Here is a 22,005-nt window from a genome sequence, read left to right as displayed (position 1 = left end):
GCGGCTACGCCACCCCGAAGGCCCGGCCGGTCTCCCGGGCCGCGGCCAGCGCCTCGGCGTGCTGCTGGGCCGCCAGCTCCCGGAGCGGGGCCATCGCCGGGTTCACCGCGGCCAGGGTCAGCTCCCGCTCGACCACGGTCACGGTCGCGCCCCACTGCTCGGCGAGCATCCGGCGCAGGTACGGCGTGGAGTAGTCCCACCCGTGCTTGGGCGTGCCCGGCCCGTACGCGCCGCCGCGCACCGTGGCCAGCACGACCGGCTTGCCGGGCAGCAGGCCCTCGGGCGCGCGGACCCGCGGGTCGGTCATGATCAGGTCGAACCAGGTCTTGAAGTGCTGCGAGACGCCCCAGTTGTAGAGCGGTACGGCCAGCAGCACCGCGTCGGCGGCGACCAGCTCGTCGGTGAGGGCGGTGGCGAGCTTGACCGCGTACGCCTGCTCGGCGGTGTGGTCCTCGGGCGCCGCGAAGCCGGCGGCGACGGCGTGGCCCCAGGCGTCGGCGGGCAGCACGTCGACGCCGATGTGCCGCCGCTCCACCCGGTCACCGGGGTGCGCGGCCAGCCACTCCTGCTCGACGATGTCGGCGATCTCGCGGCTCGCGGACCCCTCGGCCCGGATGCTGGCGTCCAGCCGGAACAGTGTCATGGTTCATCCCTTTGTCGGCGTTTGACTTCAAGCTTGAAGTCGACGCTAACTCAGCTTCAAGCTTGAAGTCAACCCGCCCGCCGGTAGGCTGGGATTCGTGGAAGCAGGGGACGAACCGCAGTGGCTGACGCCGGGCGAGACCGACGCCTGGATCTCGCTGTCCTGGCTGATGCACCGGCTGCCGGGCGCGTTCGACGCCCAGCTGCAGCGCGACAGCGGCCTCTCGCTCTTCGAGTACCTGGTGCTCGGCGGGCTGTCGATGGCGCCCGGCCGGCGGATGCGGATGAGCGACCTGGCCCAGTTCGCCAACGGCTCGCTCTCCCGGCTGTCGAATGTGGTCAAGCGCCTGGAGGAACGCGGCTGGATCGTCCGGGAGACCTGCAGCGGCAACGGCCGCTTCGTCGAGGCGACGCTCACCGACGCCGGCTTCGCGGTGGTCGAACAGGCCGCACCCGGCCACGTCGCGGCGGTCCGGCGGTACGTGTTCGACACGCTGCGCCCCGATCAGGTGGCCGAGCTGTGCGACATCGGCCGCCGCATCGCCGACCGGGTCGAGCCGGGGCACACCTGGCCGCTGCCGGACCGGCCGGCCACCCCGGCAAGCTGACCGCGGTGCCGCCGAAGCGGGCCGCCCCCGGTGGCGGAGCCGGTCCGCACCTGGCGGCCGGTCCGCACCTGGCGGCCGGGGCGCCGAGCTAGCCGCCGGCCCGCGGGCCGGGGAGTGTCACGGCAGCTCCCAGCGCTGCCGTTCGGCGCCCGAGCAGTCCTCGATCCGGACGCCGGCGCCCACCCGGGTGCCGGTGCCCGGGTCGGTCAGGCAGTCGCCCGAGGCGAGGTTGACCAGCGCCCGGTCCGGGCCGGCCCGCCACTGCGCGGACCGGCGGCCGTCGCAGCCGGTGATCCGCACGGTGCCGTCGTCGGCCGCCATGGCGCACCGGCCGACCACCCGCAGCGTGCCGTCGGCCGCCAGGGTCCACACCTGGGCGGGCGAGTCGTTGCAGGTGAAGACCTGGATGTGGTTGTTGTCGGCGGCCACCCCGCCGTTGAGGTCGAGGCAGAGCCCGCCGGGGCCGTGGATCCGGCCGACCCGGTCGCCCGGCGGCGGCACCAGCATCTGGGTGGGCTCGCCGGCGGTGGCAGGCGGGGGAGCCGTGCTCGTGCCGGTGGCGGCCGGCGTCGAGGTCGGGGTGGCGGTGGGGCTGCTCGTGGGCCGGGTCCGGTTCGCCGCGGTCGTCTCCCGCGTGGTGCCGGTCGGCGCGGGCGTGGTGGCCGGCGGCGGCTCGGAGACCAGCGGGGCGGGCAGCGGGGCGCCGACCGGCCCGGCGCTCGTCACGCCGGGCTCGGGCAGCAGCGCCGCCACCGCGGCGGCCGCGCCCAGCAGCACGAGCACCAGCACGGTGCCGAGCACCAGCAGCAGGCGGCGCCGCCCCGGCCGGCTGGGCGCGGGCGTGAGCGCCGGCAGGATCACCGTCGCGTCGGCCGGCTCCGGCGCCACGGCGGGCTCCGCCGCCGCCTCCGGCCACGTCGGACCGGCGGCGGGCGGCGCCGTACCACCCGGGTCACCCAGGAGGTACGGACGCACCAGCAGCGGATCGCCCTCGTCGTTCCGGTCGGTCATCGCGTCCCATCACCTGTGCCATGACATCGACCTGCACCGTACCGCCTCGGCGCCCGCGGGGCGGGGCCGCGGGCGCCGGTCAGCGCTTCCAGAACGCCTTGCGGGGCCGCGGGCGCCGGTCAGCGCTTCCAGAACGCCTTGCGGGGCCGCGGGCGGCGGTCAGCGCTTCCAGAACGCCTTGCGGTGCGGCGCCGGCGCGAAGCCGTCCAGGGTCTCCCGGGCCAGCGCCCACTTCTCCGGCAGGCCGCCGTCCGCCGTCAGCCGCGCGACCAGGTCGCGCAGCGCCTTGAGCTCCGCGTCGTCGCGCCCCTCCAGCAGCGCCCCGAGCCGGCTGGCCAGGTCGGCCAGCAGGTCGCGGCGTTCCCGGGCGGGACGCCCCTCGGCCTCGCGCAGCCGGGTGGCCTCCACCGCGACGATCGCCGTGAGGTCCGCGAGGGTCAGCGGCGAGCCGCCCGGCGCCACCGCCTTGGCCCGCGCCCCGCCCGCCCGCAGCCCGCCGGGGATCTGGGCGAACGGCTGGGGCCCGGTGCGCGCCGCGGCCCGCGCCGGCGCGAACCCGCCGGCCTGGGGCGCGGGGGCCGGCGGTGCCGCCGCCGCGAATCCCAGCGACACCATCCGCTTCGCGTCCGGCGCGCCGGACGGGTCGAACATGGCCCAGCCGGACGGCGACTCCACCGGCTGCGTCACCCGGCGGACCTCGCCGCCCTCGGCCACCACCCGGCTGTCCACCGCCACGTACGCGGTGAACCGGCACAGCACCCCGTAGCGCAGCGAGGTGGCCACGATGGCCGGCTCCAGCTCGTGCTGTCCGGTCAGGTACCGGTCCTCGAGCTCCCGCAGCCGGGCCCGCGCCCACTGCGCGGTGACCGCCGGCTCGGCGCTGTCGCGCACCGGGACCTCGCGGGTGAACTCGTCGTCGTCGGCGGTCCGGCCGCGCACCGTCAGCGTGCCGGTGGCGGCGCCGGTGTAGCGGCCGGACACCACCAGCGGCACCCCCGGGAACACGGTCCGCGGGGCGGCCGGCTCGACGGCGAAACCCGCGGCGGTGACGGTCACGTCGGTGAGCACCGGCGCGGCGATCCGCCGGTGGATCCGGGCCATCGCCTCGTCCAGGCGGTCCTCGCTCTCCACCAGCTCGCAGCGGCCCGCGCCGAGCGCGGCGAGCCGGCCCAGGAACCCCACGTTGACGGCCCGGTCGATGCCCACGGTGTGCAGCCGGGTGGCGCCGATCAGCGGCGTGATCTCGGCCAGGATCTGGTCCTCGTTGCCCACCTGGCCGTCGGTGACCAGCACCAGCACCCGGTCCCGGGCGCCGGAGCCGGCCAGCAGGCCGAGCCCGTCGCGCAGCGGGACGAGCAGCTCGGTGCCGCCGCGCGCGTCGGCGCGGGACAGGTGCTCGACCGCCCGGAACCGGTTGCGGTCGGTGGCCTCGGACAGCCCGTTGCCGAGCCCCTCGGGGCGGTCGACCTGGTGGTCGAAGGTGAGCACGGCGAACCGGTCCGCGGTGGTCAGCGTGTCGACCACCCGGGCGGCGGCGCGCCGGGCGGCGACCATCTTCCAGCCGCCCATGCTGCCCGAGCGGTCCAGCAGCAGCACGACGTCCTTGGGCCGGGCGGCCGCGGCGGCGTCCTCCGGCGGCACCAGCACCAGCTGGTAGGTGCCCTCGTCGCCCGCCGCCGTGGGGTCCGGCACGGCGACCGCGCCGGAGCCGTCACCCGCGTACGGCAGCCGCAGGATGAAGTCCCGGTCCGCGCGCTCGCCGGGCGCGATCTCCACCCGGCCGCCCTCGCCGGTGACCGTGTGCAGGCTGGACCGGACCTCGCCGAGCGCCAGCCCGGCCGGGTCGAGCTCCACCCCGACGCTGAGCCGCAACGGGTTGGGGAAGCCGGGCAGCAGCACCGGGGGCGTGATCCGGGAGGCGTCCGGCACCGCGTCGGTGTCCTGCGCCTGACCGGAGCCGACGGCCGGGCCGGGCAGCGGCACACCGGGCACGTACCGCGGCGCGACCACCAGCGGGAACCGGAACGTCGCCGCGCCGTCCTCCCAGGGCAGCGGCCCCACCAGGGACAACGTGATGGTGACCCGCTCGCCGGGCAGGATGTTGCCGACCCTCATGGTGAAGACGTCCGGGCGTTCCTCCTCGGCGATCGACGCCCGCCGCCCGGCCGCGATGGCCTCGTCGTACTGCTGCCGGGCCCGGGCCCGCTCCTGCAGCTCGGCCTCGACCGTGCGGCCGTCCGCGGTCATCGTCATGCCGGTCACCGCGGCGCGGTCCGGCAGCGGGAAGATGTACGTGGCCTCCAGCGGGGTGTCGTGCGCGTTGACGTACTCGGCGGTGACGGTGGTGCGGGCGACCAGGCCGGTGATGGCCGCCCGCACGTCGAGGCGGTCCAGCGGCAGGTTGCCCCGGTCGGTGTGCAGGGCGCCGAGGCCGGCGTCGGGCAGCACCCGGACGCGGCCGAGCTCCGCCGGATCCATCGGCGTGACGGAAATGGTCATGACGTGCTCCCATCGTCGAGAGTGTCGCCGGCGAGCAGGCCACGGGCGGCGAGCAGGTCCAGCAGGGGTCGGGCGGCGGTGGCGATGGCCGGGTAGTCGGCGGCGTCCGGGCGTACCGGAAGCACGAGGATGGCGCCCCCACCCAGCGCGACGCCGCCCACCGGGCGCACCACCGCGGCGGCGGAAACCGGCCCGGCGACCGCTTGCGGCGCGGGATCGGTCAGGGCGGCACCGTGCGGTGCGGGATCGGGGGCGGTCGCCACCGGCGTGGGCGCGGCCAGGGCCGGTTGCGGCGGCGGCGCGGCGGTGGCCCAGAACCGGGGCCGTGCCGGGCCGTCCGCCGGCTCGGCGTCGGCGTCGACCGCCAGCAGCTCCTCCGGTACGCGGGCCGCGATCGTCAGCTCGGCGTCGCTGGCGCCGGCCAGCTCGGCCTGGATCGCCGCGAGCGAGTGCCCCTGTGCCTGCCGGCGCTTGACCGCCACCAGCTGGAGCAGGTGCCGCGGCCCGTAGAGGGCGGTGCGCCCGCGCATCCCGGCGGGCCGGTCCACCAGCCCGGTGGTCGTGTACCACCGGATGGCCCGGCGGTCGGGCACGTCGCGCACCCGGCCGTTGGGGGCGCCCGGATACTCGGCCGCCAGCGCCCGGCGCACCCGCTCCACCAACTCGTCCATCGTCCACACGCTGACTACCATGACACTGTCATCGTGACACTGTCAACTAATGTCCGTCAGGTTTCGCTACAGTCGCCGCCGCGGCGGCCGATGCCAAGCGGTATGCCCGAGGAAGTGAGCCTGGATCCGGCCGCCCGTGACGACATCTACGCCGCCATGCTGAAGCAGCACCCGAACGACTTCATCGGCGCGGTCTCGCCGATGGGCCTTTTCATGCCGCTGCCGGACGGGCTCGACACCGGCGGGCTGCGGCACATCGTGGGCGCGCAGTCGGCGTTGGGCCTGGTCGTCGCCGACGACCACAAGATGACGATCGAGGCCTGGCAGCGGGCGCTCGGCCAGGGCGTCGCCAACTGCCTGGTGCACCCGGTGGCGGCGCCGACCGAGCTGGTCCGGCTGCACCTGCTCGACATGACCCACCGGCACGGCGTCTTCGTCGTGTTCCTCACCGGCCTGTCCGCCCACCCGGCCGGCAGCACGCTGCAGCACGACCCGATCAAGCCGCGCCTGGTCACCGTGCACAAGGACCAGGTCGCCGTGATCACCTCGGCCGACCCGGAGATCTCCCTGGTGCTCGGCTGGACCGACACCGAGCTGGCCGGCACCCGCTCGCTGGACCTGGTGCACCCCGACGACCAGCAGCGGGCCATCGCGAGCTGGATGGACATGCTGTCCAGCCCGCAGGGTGAGGCGCGCCGGGTGCGGCTGCGGCACCTGCACCGCGACGGGCACCCGATCTGGTTCGAGGTCACCAACTACAACCTGCTGGCCGACCCGGACCGGCCCCGGGTGGTCGCGGAGATGCTGGACATCTCCGACGAGATGGCCGCCCAGGAGGCGCTGCGGACCGGCGAGAAGCTGATGCGCCGGCTCACCGAGACCATCCCGATGGGCATCGTGCAGATCGACGCCGGCCGGCGGATCGTCTACCAGAACGCGCGGGCCGCCCGGGCCATCGGCGCCGGGCTCGGCGACATCCTGGGCGACGCGTACCTGGGCCCGATCGTGCCCGGCGACCGCCCGGCGATCGACGACGCGCTCGCCGGGGTGCTCGGCGCCGGCACCGACATCGACGTCGAGTACGGCCACCGCGACGAGCGTGGCCTGCGCCGGGTGCGGGCCAGCCTGCGCTCGCTGACCGGCGAGAGCGGCGAGATCACCGGCGCGATCGTCTGCCTCACCGACGTCACCGAGGACGTCCGGCTGCGCGACGAGCTCAAGCAGCGGGCCAGCTACGACGCGCTGACCGGGTGCCGCAACCGGGCCACCACGCTGCACGCCCTCGGCGAGGCGCTGGCCGGGCCCGGCCGCACCAGCGGCACCGCGGTCGTCTTCATCGACCTCAACGACTTCAAGCAGGTCAACGACCGGTACGGGCACGCCGCCGGCGACGCCCTGCTGACCCACGTGGCCGGCCGGCTGCGCGCCGCGGTCCGCGACGGCGACGTGGTCGGGCGCTTCGGCGGCGACGAGTTCGTGGTGATCTGCGCCGACGTCGCGACCGCCGAGCGGGCCCGCCGGATCGGCGAGACGCTGCTGACCGCGCTGGGGGAGAGCTGCCTGGAGGTGGCCGGGGAGCGCCTGCTGCCGCAGGCGAGCATCGGCGTGGCCTGGGGCGACCCGGCGACCAGCGCACCGGACGCGCTCATCGCCCGCGCCGACACCGCGATGTACGCGGCGAAGAAGGCCCGCACCGGCCGCCTGGCCCTGGTCCTCGCCCAGTAGCCGGCCCGCCGCGCCGAGCCGCGGTCAGGTCTGCCGCCCGCGGTTCGCGCCGGCGGGCGGCCCGGGTCAGGAGCAGCGGCACAGCCCGAGATCGGTGATCGGCACCGCGCACGACGGGCACAGGCCCGGGGCCGCCTGCCGGGGTGCGGGCAGCGACTGTCCGGGCAGGAAGTGCCGGGGCGTGTTGGCCGTCCCGATCCGGCGCAGCGCCCGGGCCACGTCGTCGTGGCCCACCCGCTGCCAGCCGCGCTCGTGCAGCAGCCGGAGCATCCCGGCCGGGTCGGCGCCCCGGCCGCCCAGCTCGGCGACCGCCTGCTGGAACAGCGGCCAGGAACCGTGCGGAGTGCGCGCCGCCGGCCGCCGGGGGCTTTCCGCGCCGCCCGGCGCAAGGAATTCCCGGCGCGCCGCACATTCGATTCCGGCGAGCGCCACCCGCACATCCTCGCGGGTGACCAGCGCCCACCGCCCGCCCCGGCAGCGGAATTGCAGATAAAGCCCGCCGACGCAGATCCGCGGCCGGTCCTCCCGCATTTCCTCGACCGCCTGAATGATCGCGCGCAGCGCCGGCTTGCCGGTCTCCACCACGGGCCGCGCCGAGGTCCGAGCCGTGCCGGCCGGCGTCTCCCGCCGCCGCGTGCCGGGGGCGGAGGCCACGTTGGACCGTCCGCCGAAGCCGTCGGGAAGGCTTTTGGCGGCGTTTGCGGGGCGCCGTTTCTGCCGCGGTGGCGCCCATTGCCGGCTCGCGTTGTCCCACCGGTCCGCGCTTGTCGATTCCATGGCAACCCCCGCCGTTGACGTTGCCATGATCGTAGGTTTGCGAAGATCAGAAACCCGGATAACCGAACAGTTCGGGTCGGCTGACCGAATGGCCGGGGCTCAACTCGCGATGACGAATGTGGCGCCCGGGTCGTGCGGCAGCGCGGGCCACCCGGCGACCAGGAAGGCGGCGCGTTCCCAGGTCCGCTCGGCCTCGACGAACGGGTTCTCCTCGGCCATCCAGGCGGCGAAGTCCGCCGGCGTGGTCTCGCCCGCGGCGACCCGCTCGGCGTTGCGCCGGTCCACGTCGCACTGTGCCGCCTCCACCCACACCACCGCGTCCAGCACCGGTGCCAGCTCCCGGCGGCCCGCGCCGGTGCCCTCGACGATCACCAGGGTGGTCTCCGCGGGCACCTCGATCGCCCCGGGGCGGCCGGCCGCGTCCCACTGCGGCGGCCGGTACGCCACCGCCCGCCCGGCCCGGACCGGGTTCAGCACCCCCTCGCTGAGCAGCGCCGCCCAGTCCAGCACGGCGTGCCGCCACGCGATGTCGTCGGTGTGCACGACGGTGGCGCCGTCCCAGATCCCGGCCAGCCGGGCGGCGAATGTGGACTTCCCGCTCGAGCCCCGCCCGTCCACCGCGAGGATCGGCGGCCGCCCGGCGGGTTCACCCACCGCCCGCCGTACCCGTGTCCGTACCTCGTCCGCCGTCGCGACCCGCCACCGTCTCATCGCCTCTGATTGCCCACCGTGCTCGCATTGACACCGCCTGTCGCGCCGCGATAGCAAGAACCGCGTGGCTTGATCGGGCAGGATGACCGGGACGGTGGCACATGCGACGACGGGGACTGATGGGTGCGGCGGCGGCCGGATTGGCGGGGGCGTTGACCGGCGGGCCGGCCCGGGCCGGCGGCCGGCCCGGGCTCGCCCTCGACCTGGTCAGCCTGTCGCACGTCAACGATCCGGCGACCACGATCGGCTATCCCGGGGACCCGGCGTTCGAGCTGGAGACCATCGCGACCGTCGAGCAGGACGGCTTCTACCTGCAGTTCGTGCGCGAGGGCGAGCACACCGGCACGCACTGGGGCGCGCCCGGTCACTTCAACGCCGGCGCCGCGCTCGCCGACGACCTCGAGCCGGCCGACCTCTTCCTGCCCGCCGTCAAGATCGACGTACGCCGGCAGTGCGCCCGGGACGCCGACTTCGCGCTGTCGGTGCGCGACCTGAAGGCATTCGAACGCCGGCACGGCCGGATCCCCGACGAGTCCATGGTGATCCTCTGGACCGGCTGGGAGGCCCGCTGGGGCACCCCCGCCTACCTCAACCTCGACGCCGACGGGGTCATGCACCAGCCCGGCTTCAGCCTCGAGGCGGTCCGCTGGCTGGTCGACACCGGACGGCTGGGGCACCGGGGCGGCACCGGCACCGACACGTTCGGCCCGGACCTCGGCACCGACACCACGTACGCGGTCTCGCTGCTGGTCTACCAGCGGCACCGGATCAGCCTGGAGGTGCTGGCCAACCTGGCCGCGCTGCCCGCCACCGGTGGGTACGTCCTGTGCGGCGGGCACGTCAACAAGGCCGGCTCGGGCTCGACCGCGCTGATCTACGGCATCCTGCCGCCGCCGGGCTGAACCACGCCGTTGACCGTCAGCGCGTACGGCGCGTACTGGCTCACCTGCTCGGTCGGCTCGTCGTAGCCGACGATCGCAACGACCTTGGGGTACGCCCGCAGCGCGGCGTACCCGGCGAGGCTCACCTGCCGGGCCCGCCGGTTCTCCTCGTCCAGCCCGACCAGCTTCACGTGCCAGGCGGGCACCTTGACCGGCTGGATCTGGGTGGGCGAGCGGAAGCCGGTCAGCTCCGCGCCGTCGGTGACCCGCAGGGCGCCCACGGTCGCCTCGTCGATCAGCCAGCCGCCCTGGTTGATCGAGGCGTCCGAGGTGTAGCGGAAGCCGAGCAGGATGCGCTTGCCCGCGTACGCGGTCAGGTCGTAGGTCCGCGTCACCGGCCCGCCGGAGTCGCCGTTGAGCGCGGGCCCGCCCGGCGCCGGCACGGTGCTGTCCCCGCCGAGGCTCGTGTAGGTGCGCCCGCCGTCGGTGGACACGGTCACGTACCCGTAGTCGTAGTCGTCCTCGGTCTTGTAGGTGGTCCGCATCCGCAGTGCCGGGTCCACGGCCGGCACCGTCAGTTCCGTCACGGCGCTCGCGTCGAGGTTGCTGGTGTTGCCGGAGAACAGCGCGCCACCCTGCACGGTCCACTGCAGTGGCCGCGGCGGCAGCGTCCGGGCGCCGGTGAACCGCACCCCGGTCAGCTCGGCCCCGCTCAGGAACTCGCCGGCGGCGTTGCGCAGCCGGACGTAGTCGGCGCCGTTCGGGGCGGCGCCCGGGTAGTCGAACGCGGCCGGGTTCGCCAGGTTGACCGTGGACCGGACGCTCGCCGAGGTCACCTTCGCCTTCGGCACGCCGGTCATCACCCCGTCCGCGGTGTCGCCGACCACCTTGTCGACCAGGGTCATGGTCTGGAAGTCGTGGATCACCGCGGGCAGCTTGACCCCGGGGCCCAGTGCCGCGGCCACCCCGGCCAGGCCCTGGCGGGCGCCGTCGCGGTGCAGCCGTTCCAGCACCGCGGGGCCGAACCGGTCGCGCAGGTACAGCATGAACTGGTACGCGTTGCCGTAGTCGGCGAGCACCTCCGCGGGCGCGCCCTCGCCCCACAGGTTCAGCGAGTTCTGCGGCCCGCCGCAGTCCCGCGGGTTGGTGTTGTAGGGCGTGCGCACCAGCCCGAACCCCTGGAAGCAGGTCAGGTGGCTGTCGGCGCCCGGGTGGTACACGGTGGCGGTGCCGTCGACGTAGCCGACCAGGGTCTGCGCGTAGTCGGACAGGCCCTCGTTGACCCACAGGTCCTCGACGGGATCGGTGTACGACTGCAGCAGGTGCTGCCACTCGTGGGCGAACGTGCCCTCGTACATCCGGGGCCGGGCCGGCCGGCTGGTGCACAGGTCGTCGGTCGCCTCGTCCGGCGGCGCCGCGCCCGAGCGGTGCTGCCAGTCGTACGCGTCGACGGTCATGACGTTGCGGTCGACCAGCTGGTTGAGCTGCGCCGAGAAGAACCCGGCGATGTAGGTCGGCGAGTCCGGGAAGTCGACGTAGTTCTGGTCGCGCACGTTGTCGACCAGCGTCACGGTCTTGTCCCCGTCGCCGGTGTAGTCGCCGCCGGCCAGCACCGGTTCGGTGCCGTCGCGGTCGCGCGGGACGCTGAACGCGGCCGTCTCCCGCGGGTAGATCGTCTTGTCGAACTCCCGTACCAGCTCGCCGATCTGCTGGTCGGTGACCTGGACCGAGGACGCCGGGCGGCAGTCGCCGGGCGGGAAGGCGACGTCGACGGCGACCCAGACCTCGATGTGGTCGCCGACCCCGCGCAGTGTGTAGTCCTTGCGGTAGAGCGTGCCGGCCACGTCGTCCAGGCCCAGCCACTCCCGCACCGTGCCCACCGCGGGCGTGGGCGCGGCGGCGATCCGGGCCGTGCGCCCGGCCGCCCGGCGGCGCATCGTCAGCCCGGAGACGTCCAGGTGCTTACGGGTCAGTTCGCGGATGTCGCCGGCCGGCGGGACCGCCGGCGCGGGCGGGGCCGGTGCGGCCGCCGCGGCCGGGGAGGGGACCGGCAGCAGCGGCAGGATCAGCAGGGCGACCGCGGCGAAACGCAGGCGGGCCAATGGGACTCCCTTCGGCGCCGCGCCGGTGGGGCGCGCACAGAAGGCGACGGTACCCGGACTGAAGGGGCAAAAGGGGCAAGACGCGGTCTACTCGAAGAGTGAATGCCGCCGGCCGCCCTCGGCCCGGCGCCGGGCCCGCCGCCGCAGCTGCACCACGACCAGGTCCACCGCGGCGACCAGCGCCCACCCGGCCAGCAGCCAGCCGGGCACCGCCCAGCCCATCCGCCACAGCACCACCGCCAGCGCCGAGCACGCCACGAACCCGAAGGCGGCCAGCACCAGGCGCAGGTTGAGCGCGCTGTACGGCTCGCCGACGGTGCCCCGCCGGCCGGGTGGCTGGGCGCCGATCGGCATGGATCGAGCCTAGCCCCCGGCCGGGCGGGGTTCACCTCAGGAGACCTCGCGCCGGAGCACCCGTACCGTGCCCAGGGCCAGCGGCAGCGCCACCCACACCAGCGCCGCGACGCCGAACCGGGACCACTGCTCGGCGGTCATCCCCGGCTCGCTGAGCGGCAGCGAGGTCAGGTTGATGTCCAGCCAGCCGGCCGCCCGGCGCAGCCACGACACCATCTCGCCGAGCACCGACCAGAGCGTGGGGATCACCAGGTACAGCACGATGGCCAGCGGCGAGTTCAGCAGCAGCGCGCCGAACGCCGAGCCCATCAGCACGAACACCACCTGGTTGGTCAGCAGCTGGCCGACCAGGGCCGCCTGGATCTGCCAGCTGCCGTCGCCGCCCGTACCGATGGCGATCAGGTTGGCCACCGCGGCCATCGCCGCCGCGACGGCCGTGGTCGCGATCGCGATCAGCACCGCCGCGATCAGCTTGGCGCCGATCACCCGGCCCCGCGCCGGGGTGAGCGTGAAGGTGGTCAGCGCCGTGCGCTGCGACCACTCGCTGGTCATCGACAGGATGCCGAGCACCGGCAGCAGGATGGCCGCCGGCACCAGCCCGAAGGAGAAGAGGTCCGTGAACGTCTGCTCGTCGTCCGGCGCGGCGAGCAGGATGAGCGTGGACGCGCCGGCCGAGGCCAGCGCGATCACGATCAACAACCACAGGCCCGACCGGGTGTCGGCCAGCTTGCGGAGCTCCACCAGGATCAGCCGGGCCAGCGGGATTCCGGTACGGCGTCCGGCGTCCTCAGCCGCAGCGGCGGGCGCCTTGGTCGGCACGGTCTGCACGGCGGTCATCGGACAGCCTCCTGCACCGAGTCACCGGCGGTCAGGGTCAGGAACATCTGCTCGAGCCCGCCGCTGCCGGCCGGGCGCAGCTCCAGCAGCACCAGGCCCGCGTCCGCCGCGGCCCGCCCGATGGTCTCCGCGTCGGCCTGCACGACGACGCCCCCGTCGGTCGCCTTCGTGCCGGACAGCCCGATGCGCGCCAGCACCGTCTCCAGGGCGGCCATGTCCAGCGCCCGGACGACCGTGCCCGAGGCGGCCAGCAGCTCGGCCTTGTCACCCTGGGCCACGACCCGCCCGGCGCCGATCACCACCAGCCGGTCCGCCACCGCCTCCACCTCGCGCAGCAGGTGCGAGGAGAGCAGCACGGTCCCGCCCCGGTCGGCGAAGTCCCGCAGCAGCCCGCGCATCCAGTAGATGCCCTCCGGGTCGAGGCCGTTGGCCGGCTCGTCCAGGATCAGGATGCCGGGGTCGCCCAGCAGCGCGTACGCGAGCCCGAGCCGCTGCCGCATGCCCAGCGAGTACGCCTTGACCCGGCGCTTGGCGGCGGTGCTGTTCAGGCCGACCCGGGCCAGGCTCTCGTCGACCCCCCGCTTGTCGACGCCCATGGTCAGCGCGGCCAGCCTCAGCACCTCCCGCCCGGTCCGCCCGGCGTGCTGCGCGGACGCGTCCAGCAGCACCCCGATCCGCCGGCCGGGATTGCCCAGCCGCCGGTACGGCTGTCCGTCGATGGTGGATGAGCCCGCGGTGGGCGGCGTCAGCCCGCAGATCATCCGCATGGTGGTGGATTTGCCGGCCCCGTTCGGGCCGAGGAAGCCGGTCACCGTGCCGGGCTCGCAGGTGAACGACACGTCGTCGACGGCCGGGTGGCTCCCGTACCGTTTGCTCAGATGGTCAACTGTGATCATGTCCCTCAGCGTGCCGAGGCCACCCGGCCGGCCGCGTCGGCCGCCGGTCGGTTCCGGCGAACCTTGGTCTGGTGATGGTTGCGACTTTGGTCGGTATCGGGCGGCGGCGGCCCGCCCGTAGCATGACCACGATGGGGGAGCTGACGGTGTCAACGGCCGGCCGCCGGCCGCCGGAATACCACTGGCTGCTGCCGGCGGAGCTGCGGGAGCCGGCCGAGCCGGTGCGGAGCCTGCGGTCGACCCGGGACTGGCTGGTCGACTCGCTCTGCTTCGTGATGGGCCTGGGCTGGGCCGTGCTGGCCGGCACCGACCTGCTGCGGGCGGACCCCGACGTGGTGCCGCAATGGACCAACACGCCCGCCTGGCTGGCCTGGTCGGACCTGGTCGCCGGGCTGGTGCTCTCGGCCGCGCTCTGGTGGCGCCGCCGGTTCGCGGTGCGGCTGTCCGTGGTCGCGATGGTCTTCGGGGCGTTCTCGATCGCGGCGGCCATCGCGGCCGCGATCATCTTCTTCACCGTGGCGGTGCACAGGCGCTTCGCGGTGACCGCGGTGATCGGTGTGGGCTCGCTCTGCTCCAACGCCGTGTTCTGCGTGCTGCGCCCCGAGCGGGACACCCCGGTGCTGGAGTCGCTGGCCTGGGGCACCGTCATCTACGTGATCATCATGCTCTGGGGCATGGTGGTGCGGTCCCGGCGGCAGCTGGTGGTCTCGCTGCGCGACCGCGCCGAGCGCGCCGAGTCCGAGCAGCAGCTGCGGGTCGGCCAGGCCCGCGCGATGGAACGCACCCGGATCGCCCGGGAGATGCACGACGTGCTGGCCCACCGGATCTCGCTGCTCAGCCTGCACGCGGGCGCGCTGGAGATCCGCCCCGACGCGGCGCCGGCCGAGGTCGCGGGCGCCGCCGGGGTGATCCGGGCCAGCGCCCACCAGGCCCTGCAGGACCTGCGCGAGGTCATCGGCGTGCTGCGCGAGCCGGCCGGCGACGCCAACCCGGAACGGCCCCAGCCGACCCTGCGTGAGCTGCCCGCGCTGGCCGAGGAGTCGCGGTCCGCCGGGGTCAGGGTGCGGTTGGAGCTGCTGGTCGACGGGCCGGCCGAGCTGCCGGCGGGGACCGGGCGGGCGGCGTACCGGATCGTGCAGGAGGGGCTCACCAACGCCCGCAAGCACGCGCCCGGCACGGCCGTGCGGGTCCGGGTGGCCGGCGCGGCCGGCACCGGCCTGACCATCGACATCCGCAACCCCGCGCCGGTCGGCCCGCGCACCGCCGCGGCGCTGCCCGGCGCCGGCACCGGCCTGGTCGGGCTCGCCGAGCGCGCCACCCTGGCCGGCGGCCGGCTGACCTCCGGGCACGACGCCGACGGCGCGTTCACGCTCAGCGCGTGGCTGCCCTGGCCGCAGCCGGGTGCGGCGCCGTGACCGGGCCGGTCCGCGTGCTGATCGTCGACGACGACGCCCTGGTCCGGGCGGGCCTGACGATGATCCTGTCCGGCGCCGACGACGTCACCGTGGTGGGCGAGGCGGCCGACGGCAGCGAGGTGCCGGCCGCGGTGGCCGCGCACCGCCCGGACGTCGTGCTGATGGACATCCGGATGCCCCGGGTCGACGGCCTGACCGCCACCGAGTCGCTGCGCCGCCGGCCGAGCGCCCCGGAGATCATCGTGCTGACCACCTTCGACGCCGACGAGTTCGTGCTGCGCGCGCTGCGGGCCGGCGCCAGCGGCTTCCTGCTCAAGGACACCCCGCCGGTGGAGATCCTGCACGCGGTGCGCCGGGTGGCGCACGGCGAGGCGATGCTGTCGCCGGCGGTGACCCGACGGCTGATCGCGCACGTGGCCGCCCCCGAGGTCAACGGCGGCCGGCAGGCCGCGCAGACCGCGCTGGCGCAGCTCAGCGAGCGCGAACGCGAGGTGGCGCTGCTGCTCGGGCAGGGCCGCGCCAACGCGGAGATCGCCACCGAGCTGTTCATGAGCGTCGCCACGGTCAAGGCCCACGTGTCGCGGCTGCTGGTCAAGCTGGAGCTGAACAACCGGGTCCAGGTGGCGCTGCTGGTGCACGACGCGGGCCTGGCCTGACCGCTTCCGCGCGGCCGGGATGAGACGATGCCGGGATGACCGGCGAGGCGACGGACGACCGCACAGTGCTCAGCGGGACCAGCGTGTCCGCGGCGATCGGCGACCTCGGCTGGCGGTACGTGCTGGGCAGCCTGCGCGCGTCGCTGCGGCTCGGCTCGATGTGGCAGGTGGCCGAGGTCGCCACCGAGCTGATCCGGGCCTGCGGCGAGGGCGCCGACGAATGCCTCCAGCTCGACCTGCGCCGCGGCCGGCTGGAGCTGATCCTGAGCCCGCCGGACCCGGCCGGGCTGACCGCCCGCGAGCTGACGCACGCCCGGCTGATCGCCACCGCGGCCGCCGAGATGGGCCTGCCACTGCTGCCGGACGCCGACGGGCGGCGCTCCGTGCAGGCCCTGGAGATCGGCATCGACGCGCTGGTGATCGCGGACATCCGGCCGTTCTGGAAGGCGGTGCTGGGCTACGCCGACGAGCCGGGCGGCGGCGGCCCGCAGGACCCGATCGTGGATCCGCTGGCCCAGGGCCCGGCGATCTGGTTCCAGCAGATGACCGGCCCGCGCCCGCAGCGCAACCGGCTGCATCTGGACGTCTCGGTGCCGCACGAGGAGGCGCCGGACCGGATCCGGGCGGCCATCGCGGCGGGGGGTGTGCTGCTCTCCGCCGACCGGGCGCCGTCCTTCTGGGTGCTGGCCGACGTCGAGGGCAACGAGGCCTGCGTGACCACCTGGCAGGGCCGCGACTGAACGCCCGGCTGACATCCGGCTCGGGCGGCCCGTCGCAGGGCCGCGACCGGGCGTTCGGCTCAGGCGGGTGTCGCGGGGCTCGGGTGCGCGGACACCAGGTCGGAGACCGTCGCGAAGCGGAAACCGCGGGCGCGCAGCCCGTCGATCATCGCGGTGAGCCCGTGCAGCGCCACCAGCCGCCGGTCCGCGCCGACGTCGTGGGCCAGGATGATGTCGCCCGGGCGGGCCGTGTCGACGATCGCCCGCACCTGCGCGGCCGGGTCGCGGGCGTAGGTGCGCTCGCGCATCTGCTGCGACCAGAGCACGATGTCGTAGCCCATCGAGTCGGCCGCCAGCAGCGTCGACCCGCCCAGGTGCCCGTACGGCGGCCGGAGCAGCGCCGGCGCCCGGCCGGTGACGTCCCGGATCACCTCGTGCGTCCGGGTCAGCTCGGCGGTGACCCCGGCCAGGTCGAGGGTGGCCAGGTCGTCGTGCGACCAGGAGTGGTTGCCGACCTCGTGGCCGGCCAGCCGGTCCCGGACCAGCCCGGCGTGGTCCCGCAGGTTGCGCCCGACCATGAAGAACGTGGCGGGCACCCCGGCGGCGGCGAGCGTGTCCAGCACCATCGGCGTCCACCGTGGCCCGGGGCCGTCGTCGAAGGTGAACGCCACCACCGGCTCGGCCGTCTCGGCGTAGTACCGCACGGTCACGTCGGCGTGCCGGGCGGCGGCCGGGGTGTCCGCGGCAGCCGCGTAACCGCCGCTGAGCGGCGGCCGGTCCCACCCGCACCAGTGCGGTATCCCGCCCGCGCCGAGCGCTCCCACGCCGGCCCCGGCGGCGGCCAGCAGGCCGCCGCGGAGGAAGGCGCGCCGGCTCGGCCGCGCGATGGTGAAGCGCATGGCTGATCTCCCCGTGTCCGCGCCGCGGAACCGCGGCGCCCAGGGAGCCTCTCGCGCGGCGCCACCGGCCGGCATCCGGCGCGGGCCGGAGATCAACCGCACCCGGATCCGTCCTTCGGCCGAGGCGCGCCTGTGCTACGGGGCCGGACCTACCGGCCCGGAGCTGCCGGGCCGGACCGATCGGGCGGGGGCTGCCGGGCCGGACCGATCGGGCCGGACCGATCGGGCGGGGGCTGCCGGGCCGGACCGATCGGGCCGGACCGATCGGGCGGGGCTATCGGGCCGGGGCTATCGGGCCGGGGAGAGCGGCCACAGTGGCTCCTCGGCCGCCTGCTCGGTCTCGCGCAGCACGCGCAGGATGTTGCGCCCGGTCAGCAGCTCCAGCTCGGCCCCGCTCCAGCCCCGCCGCGCCAGCTCGGCGAGCAGGCGGGGATAACCCGACACGTCCTCCAGACCCACCGGGAACCGGTCGCAGCCGTCGTAGTCGCCGCCGAGCCCGACGTGCTCCGGCCCGGCCACCGCGCGGACGTGTTCCACGTGGTCGGCCACCTGCGCGATCGTCGCCTGCGGCCGGGGGTGCGCGGCCAGCCAGGCGCGGAACGGCTCCGGCGGCGGCGCGCCCGCACCCGGCAGCGCGGTGCCGAACGACCCGCTCGCGGTGCGGGGCCGGGGCTCGGCGGCGCGGCCCGGCCGGGGTGCGCTCGCCCAGGGTTCCGGCTCGGCCGGCAGCCCGAGCCGTTCCCACTCCGCGTCGGCGGCCCGGGTCCAGGCCGCGACCTCCGCCGAGACGAACGGCGGCACGAACGTCACCATGCACACGCCGCCGTTGTCCCGCAGCCTGACCAGCACGTCGTCGGGCACGTTGCGACGGTGCGGGCTGACCGCCCGGGCCGAGGAGTGGCTGAAGATCACCGGGGCGGTGGCCACGTCCAGCGCCGCGTGCATCGTGGTGGTGGCGACGTGGGACAGGTCCACCAGCACGCCGATCCGCTGCATCTCCGCCACGACCGCCCGGCCCTCGCCGGTCAGGCCGCCGGCCGCCGGCACGTCCGCCGCGGAATCCGCCCACGAGGTGTTGTGGTTGTGGGTGAGCGTCACGTACCGGACGCCGAGACGGGCGAAGGACCGCAGCACGCCGAGCGAGGTCGCCAGGCTGTGCCCGCCCTCGATGCCGATCAGCGAGGCGATCCGCCCGGCCCGCTGGGCGGCCTCGACGTCCGCCGCCGAGCAGGCGATCACCAGGTCCCGCGGGTACGCCGCGACGAGCCGGTACACCGCGTCGACCTGTTCCATGGTCGCCACCACCGCGTCCGGCTCGCTCAGGTCCGACGGCACGTACACCGACCAGAACTGGCCGCCGATGCCGCCGGCGCGCAGCCGGGCGATGTCGGTGTGGAACTCCGGCCGGTCCGCGGCCAGCCCGTCGACCCGGTAGCCGGCCCGGTCGCGCAGCGCCATCGGCAGGTCGTTGTGCCCGTCGATCACGGGCGCGGCACGCAGGGCGAGATCGACGACGGACACCGGCGGGGCTCCTCGTGCTCGGTCCGGACGGACGATGATCACTGGCCCGGAGTTTAGGACGGAACGGGCGATCCGCGCGCGGGAGGCCCCGCGGAATCCTCAAGTCCCGCCGATCGGCTCGTCCGCAACCACGCGGCACCCGGACGGGCACGGCGCGGGCACCGGAAGCCCCGGAATCTTCTCTGCATGCCCGGCCGACACCCGGCCGGACAACGCGGGGGAGATCTGAATTGCGTCGCTCGAAGCTGCAGAAGTCCGTGACCACGCTGGCCGCCCTGGTGGCCGGCGCCGGCACCGCGCTGGTCGCCACGGCGCCCGCCGAGGCCGCCGGCCCGGAGCTCAAGCTCACCGCCGGTGACGACACGTACGTCTCGAGCGGCCGCAAGGACGCCTCCTTCGGCGCCGAGGACAAGCTGTCGGTCGGCCGGCTCGAGGGCGACGCCAAGATCGCGTTCCTGAAGTTCCAGGTCCCGGCCGGCGCCCAGGTCACCGGCGCCCGGCTGCGGCTGGTCACGGTGGGCGAGGTCGCCGGCACGGTGACCGTGCGCCGGGTGGCCGACACCACCTGGTCGCAGCGCACCCTGACCGCCGGCACCGCGCCCGCCCTCGGCGCGGTCGTCGCGTCCGTCACCCCGAGGACCGGCGCCGAGCTGTCGCTGGACGTCGGCGCCGCGGTCACCGGCCCGGGCACCTACTCCTTCGCCATCCAGTCCTCGGCGGCCAACGCGGTCACCCGGCTGCGCGCCACCGAGGGCAAGTGGGGCGGCCCGCTGCTGACCGTGACCACCCGGGACGGCCAGCCCGCCCCGGCCGCGCCCACCGCGCCGGCCCAGCCGCCGGCCGGCTCCGTGCCCGGCGACGTCGCGGTGCCGCCGGCCACGCCGATCGAGGACGAGGACATGCCGCCGCCCGCGCCGTCGACCCCGGCCCCCGCCACGCCCGCCCCGACCACGCCCGCCCCGACCACCCCGGCTCCGACGACCCCGGCTCCGACCACCCCGGCCCCGACCACCCCCGCGCCGACCACCCCGGCGCCGGGCGGGTGCGTCACCGACGCCAAGCTCGTACCGTCCTGCGGGGTGCTGTGGGGCGCCGCCGCCGGTGGCTTCACCGACGCGCCGCGCGACCGGGCGCTCATGGACTGGGAGCAGCTCAGCGGCCGCACCGCGAGCATCTTCCACGCGTACCACAAGGGTGACGAGCCGTTCCCGACCAAGGCCGAGATGGCCATGGCCCGCGACGCCGCCAAGCCCCGCGTGCTGCTGCTGAACTGGAAGATCGCGTACGGCTCCACCTGGGCGAAGGTCGCCAAGGGCGAGCAGGACGCCCGGATCGACAAGTTCGCCGCCCGGATCAGCTCCACCTTCGGCGAGAAGTTCTTCCTCGTGCTCAACCACGAGCCGGAGAACGACGTCGTGGCCAAGGCCGGCTCCGGCTGGGAGGCCAAGGACTTCGCCGCCATGTACCGGCACACGATCCTGCGCCTGCGGGCCAAGGGTGTCACCAACGCGATCAACGTCATGGCCTACATGGGCAACGAGAAGTGGATGGCGCAGTCCTGGTGGCAGGACCTCTACCCGGGCGACGACGTCGTCGACTGGCTGGGCCTCGACTCGTACGTGAGCGCCGAGAAGGGCTACTACCACTTCGGCATGTTCGGTGACCTGCTCGACCGCGCGCCCACCGGCGGCGGCCAGGGCTGGTACGACTGGGCCACCGGCAAGTACGCCAGCAAGCCGATCATGGTCGCCGAGTGGGGCGTGTACCACCGCGTGGGCAAGGTCGCCGACAAGGCGCCGGGCTTCGCGAGCGTGCTGCCCGAGCTGAAGAAGCGTCCCGGCATCAAGGCGATCGTCTACTTCGACACCAAGCGCGACGACCAGGGTGACCGCGACATCAGCATCGACAGCACCAAGCCGGCCCTGGCCGCGTTCCGCGCGCTGGCCGCCGACAAGATCTTCGACGTGAAGCTGCGCTGACCGAAGTCCGATGTGCTCACGAGCCGCCCGGCAAGTCTGCAGGGCGGCTCGTGCTGTCGGTGGCTGGTGCTGTTGGTGGCTCGGGTGGGTGCCGGTGTCACGGGTGGACGGTCCCGGATGTCACCAGCGGATCGCCGCGTCGGTGCGCGGGTGCGCGGCGGGGCCCTTCTTCAGCCACGCCTTCGTCCACCGCAGGCCTGCACGGCTGCAGATCTTCTTGACGTTCGTGCCGTGCTTGTCGACCCCGCTGAGGGCCGTGGCAACGCAGTCCGCCCAGGTCTCGACGGACGTGACGCCCTGAGGGAAGCCCTTCGGTGCGGCTCCGTAGATCGTCTGGCTGCCGTAGAAGAACGCGATGTGGTGACCGAACTCGTGCGCCATGGTGTGCCGCAGCAGCGGTGTCGACTGGCCGGCGTGGAAGCGGCTGACCCAGATTCCCTGGCGGTAGGCGGATGTGCTCGATTTCCCGGAGATCAATCTGGTGGCCAGGGCACTGGGGATGGCGTTGCGCCAGGCGCCCGGAACAACCGACTGCAGGGCGCTGTTGGCCCGCGACGTTGACACGGTGGCCGCCGAGGCCGGCGAAGCGACGGTGACCGTGGTGACGGCGAGGGCAGCGATCACGAGGGTGAGCGTCGTGGTCAGCCGTCGGACTGCCGTCATGGTGAGCTCCCGTGGCCGCGATGGTTAGGGTTACAGATTGTCACCATTGGCGGCATAAGTGGCGATTACTCGCTGTGACATCTGGCCCACTACTAAGTGACATCGCGACGCTACTCAAGGTGACCGTTTGAGGGGTGTATTCGTTGCGGTGCAAGGGAAGCGGAAGCCGGTGCACCGGCAAGAGGGGCTCATTGACAAGCAAGGTGCCCCCGCGAAATCGCCGCGGCCATGACTCGCTGTGTCATCTTGTGACCCTTACTCAGCGGTCGACTTTCGCCATTCAGTGCGGTCGCAGCCTCAGTGGCAGCCTTCCCGCAGATCTTGATGAGCTAAAACGTTCCACCGAGTCTTTTGCATGGCTGTTGTGATGATCGATCGCCATCCCCCGGACGGGCGACACGCTTCTGCCGCGCCGAAACGGCCGCGCCAAGCATTGCCG

20 protein-coding genes are annotated in these 22,005 nt (G+C 74.6%); 7 read left to right on the top strand and 13 right to left on the bottom strand.

Annotated elements, in window-relative coordinates:
- Positions 1-4: 4 nt before the first annotated feature.
- Positions 5-643, bottom strand: a complete 639-nt coding sequence (locus tag ACIBQZ_RS14965; RefSeq protein WP_396089161.1) for an FMN-dependent NADH-azoreductase — start codon at positions 641-643, stop codon at positions 5-7.
- A gap of 97 nt (positions 644-740) precedes the next feature.
- On the opposite strand from ACIBQZ_RS14965, the gene ACIBQZ_RS14960 reads away from it, so the two are divergent.
- On the top strand, positions 741-1,250 hold the full coding sequence (locus tag ACIBQZ_RS14960; protein WP_396089160.1) for a MarR family winged helix-turn-helix transcriptional regulator: 510 nt from the start codon (positions 741-743) through the stop codon (positions 1,248-1,250).
- Between the two features lie 117 nt (positions 1,251-1,367).
- Here the strand turns inward: ACIBQZ_RS14960 and ACIBQZ_RS14955 are convergent, their stop codons facing one another.
- The 3 genes from ACIBQZ_RS14955 to ACIBQZ_RS14945 all read right to left on the bottom strand — a co-directional run bounded on the left by ACIBQZ_RS14955 (position 1,368) and on the right by ACIBQZ_RS14945 (position 5,431).
- A complete protein-coding gene (locus tag ACIBQZ_RS14955) occupies positions 1,368-2,261 on the bottom strand; it encodes a ricin-type beta-trefoil lectin domain protein (protein ID WP_396089159.1) in 894 nt (297 codons plus the stop codon).
- A gap of 159 nt (positions 2,262-2,420) precedes the next feature.
- Positions 2,421-4,760: a VIT domain-containing protein gene (locus tag ACIBQZ_RS14950; RefSeq protein ID WP_396089158.1), complete on the bottom strand. Its 2,340-nt coding sequence runs from the start codon at positions 4,758-4,760 to the stop codon at positions 2,421-2,423.
- The gene (locus tag ACIBQZ_RS14945; protein ID WP_396089157.1) at positions 4,757-5,431 is read right to left on the bottom strand and encodes a MerR family transcriptional regulator; all 675 of its coding nucleotides are present in this window, start codon (positions 5,429-5,431) and stop codon (positions 4,757-4,759) included. Before ACIBQZ_RS14945 ends, ACIBQZ_RS14950 begins: the two co-directional genes overlap by 4 nt.
- A 102-nt stretch (positions 5,432-5,533) precedes the next feature.
- Between ACIBQZ_RS14945 and ACIBQZ_RS14940 the strand changes: the two genes are divergently transcribed.
- On the top strand, positions 5,534-7,156 hold the full coding sequence (locus tag ACIBQZ_RS14940; RefSeq protein WP_396089156.1) for a diguanylate cyclase domain-containing protein: 1,623 nt from the start codon (positions 5,534-5,536) through the stop codon (positions 7,154-7,156).
- Positions 7,157-7,222: 66 nt separating this feature from the next.
- Here the strand turns inward: ACIBQZ_RS14940 and ACIBQZ_RS14935 are convergent, their stop codons facing one another.
- On the bottom strand, positions 7,223-7,933 hold the full coding sequence (locus tag ACIBQZ_RS14935; protein ID WP_396089155.1) for a hypothetical protein: 711 nt from the start codon (positions 7,931-7,933) through the stop codon (positions 7,223-7,225).
- A gap of 99 nt (positions 7,934-8,032) precedes the next feature.
- Positions 8,033-8,644, bottom strand: coding sequence for a hypothetical protein (locus ACIBQZ_RS14930; protein WP_396089154.1), 612 nt, complete (start codon positions 8,642-8,644; stop codon positions 8,033-8,035).
- Between the two features lie 101 nt (positions 8,645-8,745).
- Here ACIBQZ_RS14930 and ACIBQZ_RS14925 point away from each other — a divergent pair, with 101 nt between their 5' ends.
- Complete coding sequence (locus ACIBQZ_RS14925) at positions 8,746-9,546, top strand: cyclase family protein (RefSeq protein WP_396089153.1); 801 nt, start codon at positions 8,746-8,748, stop codon at positions 9,544-9,546.
- Here ACIBQZ_RS14925 and ACIBQZ_RS14920 read toward each other — a convergent pair.
- The 4 genes from ACIBQZ_RS14920 to ACIBQZ_RS14905 form a co-directional block, all read right to left on the bottom strand.
- Positions 9,519-11,627, bottom strand: coding sequence for a peptidase M6 immune inhibitor A (locus ACIBQZ_RS14920; RefSeq protein WP_396089152.1), 2,109 nt, complete (start codon positions 11,625-11,627; stop codon positions 9,519-9,521). The genes ACIBQZ_RS14925 and ACIBQZ_RS14920 overlap by 28 nt on opposite strands.
- A gap of 87 nt (positions 11,628-11,714) precedes the next feature.
- Positions 11,715-11,981 (bottom strand): hypothetical protein, encoded by a 267-nt coding sequence (locus tag ACIBQZ_RS14915; RefSeq protein ID WP_396089151.1) that lies wholly within the window; start codon positions 11,979-11,981, stop codon positions 11,715-11,717.
- Between the two features lie 36 nt (positions 11,982-12,017).
- Positions 12,018-12,818 (bottom strand): ABC transporter permease, encoded by an 801-nt coding sequence (locus ACIBQZ_RS14910; RefSeq protein ID WP_396089150.1) that lies wholly within the window; start codon positions 12,816-12,818, stop codon positions 12,018-12,020.
- Positions 12,815-13,714: an ABC transporter ATP-binding protein gene (locus ACIBQZ_RS14905; RefSeq protein WP_396089149.1), complete on the bottom strand. Its 900-nt coding sequence runs from the start codon at positions 13,712-13,714 to the stop codon at positions 12,815-12,817. Before ACIBQZ_RS14905 ends, ACIBQZ_RS14910 begins: the two co-directional genes overlap by 4 nt.
- A gap of 131 nt (positions 13,715-13,845) precedes the next feature.
- Between ACIBQZ_RS14905 and ACIBQZ_RS14900 the strand changes: the two genes are divergently transcribed.
- From ACIBQZ_RS14900 to ACIBQZ_RS14890, 3 genes are read left to right on the top strand one after another with little or no spacing between them, the layout of a single operon-like run.
- The gene (locus ACIBQZ_RS14900) at positions 13,846-15,129 is read left to right on the top strand and encodes a sensor histidine kinase (RefSeq protein ID WP_396089148.1); all 1,284 of its coding nucleotides are present in this window, start codon (positions 13,846-13,848) and stop codon (positions 15,127-15,129) included.
- Entirely contained in the window at positions 15,093-15,785 is a 693-nt protein-coding gene (locus ACIBQZ_RS14895; protein WP_396089147.1) for a response regulator, read from the top strand. Before ACIBQZ_RS14900 ends, ACIBQZ_RS14895 begins: the two co-directional genes overlap by 37 nt.
- Positions 15,786-15,820: 35 nt before the next feature.
- Complete coding sequence (locus tag ACIBQZ_RS14890) at positions 15,821-16,525, top strand: VOC family protein (protein WP_396089146.1); 705 nt, start codon at positions 15,821-15,823, stop codon at positions 16,523-16,525.
- Positions 16,526-16,584: 59 nt separating this feature from the next.
- Here ACIBQZ_RS14890 and ACIBQZ_RS14885 read toward each other — a convergent pair whose 3' ends face one another.
- Complete coding sequence (locus ACIBQZ_RS14885) at positions 16,585-17,403, bottom strand: polysaccharide deacetylase family protein (RefSeq protein ID WP_396089145.1); 819 nt, start codon at positions 17,401-17,403, stop codon at positions 16,585-16,587.
- A 288-nt stretch (positions 17,404-17,691) separates the two neighbouring features.
- Positions 17,692-18,861 (bottom strand): dipeptidase, encoded by a 1,170-nt coding sequence (locus ACIBQZ_RS14880; RefSeq protein ID WP_396089494.1) that lies wholly within the window; start codon positions 18,859-18,861, stop codon positions 17,692-17,694.
- A 293-nt stretch (positions 18,862-19,154) separates the two neighbouring features.
- Between ACIBQZ_RS14880 and ACIBQZ_RS14875 the strand changes: the two genes are divergently transcribed.
- Positions 19,155-20,903 carry a DNRLRE domain-containing protein gene (locus ACIBQZ_RS14875; RefSeq protein WP_396089144.1) on the top strand — a complete coding sequence of 583 codons (1,749 nt, stop codon included), beginning with the start codon at positions 19,155-19,157 and terminating at the stop codon, positions 20,901-20,903.
- Positions 20,904-21,023: 120 nt separating this feature from the next.
- On the opposite strand, the gene ACIBQZ_RS14870 is transcribed toward ACIBQZ_RS14875, so the two are convergent.
- Entirely contained in the window at positions 21,024-21,566 is a 543-nt protein-coding gene (locus ACIBQZ_RS14870; protein WP_396089143.1) for a hypothetical protein, read from the bottom strand.
- Between the last annotated feature and the right edge of the window lie 439 nt (positions 21,567-22,005).

Origin of the sequence: Actinoplanes sp. NPDC049599 (genome assembly GCF_044465625.1) — a bacterium.
GTDB lineage: Bacteria > Actinomycetota > Actinomycetes > Mycobacteriales > Micromonosporaceae > Actinoplanes.
The sequence above is the reverse complement of the archived record's forward strand: the minus strand, read 5'-3'. Positions and strand labels throughout refer to the sequence as shown.

Bases quoted from the DNA above. Each gene is read 5' to 3' on its own strand.
- ACIBQZ_RS14885 (WP_396089145.1), bottom strand. From the start codon at position 17,403: ATGCGCTTCACCATCGCGCGGCCGAGCCGGCGCGCCTTCCTCCGCGGC.
- ACIBQZ_RS14965 (WP_396089161.1), bottom strand. From the start codon at position 643: ATGACACTGTTCCGGCTGGACGCCAGCATCCGGGCCGAGGGGTCCGCG.
- ACIBQZ_RS14880 (WP_396089494.1), bottom strand. From the start codon at position 18,861: ATGGCGCTGCGCGACCGGGCCGGCTACCGGGTCGACGGGCTGGCCGCG.
- ACIBQZ_RS14950 (WP_396089158.1), bottom strand. From the start codon at position 4,760: ATGACCATTTCCGTCACGCCGATGGATCCGGCGGAGCTCGGCCGCGTC.
- ACIBQZ_RS14890 (WP_396089146.1), top strand. From the start codon at position 15,821: ATGACCGGCGAGGCGACGGACGACCGCACAGTGCTCAGCGGGACCAGC.
- ACIBQZ_RS14905 (WP_396089149.1), bottom strand. From the start codon at position 13,714: ATGATCACAGTTGACCATCTGAGCAAACGGTACGGGAGCCACCCGGCC.
- ACIBQZ_RS14925 (WP_396089153.1), top strand. From the start codon at position 8,746: ATGCGACGACGGGGACTGATGGGTGCGGCGGCGGCCGGATTGGCGGGG.
- ACIBQZ_RS14955 (WP_396089159.1), bottom strand. From the start codon at position 2,261: ATGACCGACCGGAACGACGAGGGCGATCCGCTGCTGGTGCGTCCGTAC.
- ACIBQZ_RS14910 (WP_396089150.1), bottom strand. From the start codon at position 12,818: ATGACCGCCGTGCAGACCGTGCCGACCAAGGCGCCCGCCGCTGCGGCT.
- ACIBQZ_RS14935 (WP_396089155.1), bottom strand. From the start codon at position 7,933: ATGGAATCGACAAGCGCGGACCGGTGGGACAACGCGAGCCGGCAATGG.
- ACIBQZ_RS14870 (WP_396089143.1), bottom strand. From the start codon at position 21,566: ATGACGGCAGTCCGACGGCTGACCACGACGCTCACCCTCGTGATCGCT.
- ACIBQZ_RS14945 (WP_396089157.1), bottom strand. From the start codon at position 5,431: ATGGACGAGTTGGTGGAGCGGGTGCGCCGGGCGCTGGCGGCCGAGTAT.
- ACIBQZ_RS14915 (WP_396089151.1), bottom strand. From the start codon at position 11,981: ATGCCGATCGGCGCCCAGCCACCCGGCCGGCGGGGCACCGTCGGCGAG.
- ACIBQZ_RS14940 (WP_396089156.1), top strand. From the start codon at position 5,534: ATGCCCGAGGAAGTGAGCCTGGATCCGGCCGCCCGTGACGACATCTAC.
- ACIBQZ_RS14900 (WP_396089148.1), top strand. From the start codon at position 13,846: ATGGGGGAGCTGACGGTGTCAACGGCCGGCCGCCGGCCGCCGGAATAC.
- ACIBQZ_RS14930 (WP_396089154.1), bottom strand. From the start codon at position 8,644: ATGAGACGGTGGCGGGTCGCGACGGCGGACGAGGTACGGACACGGGTA.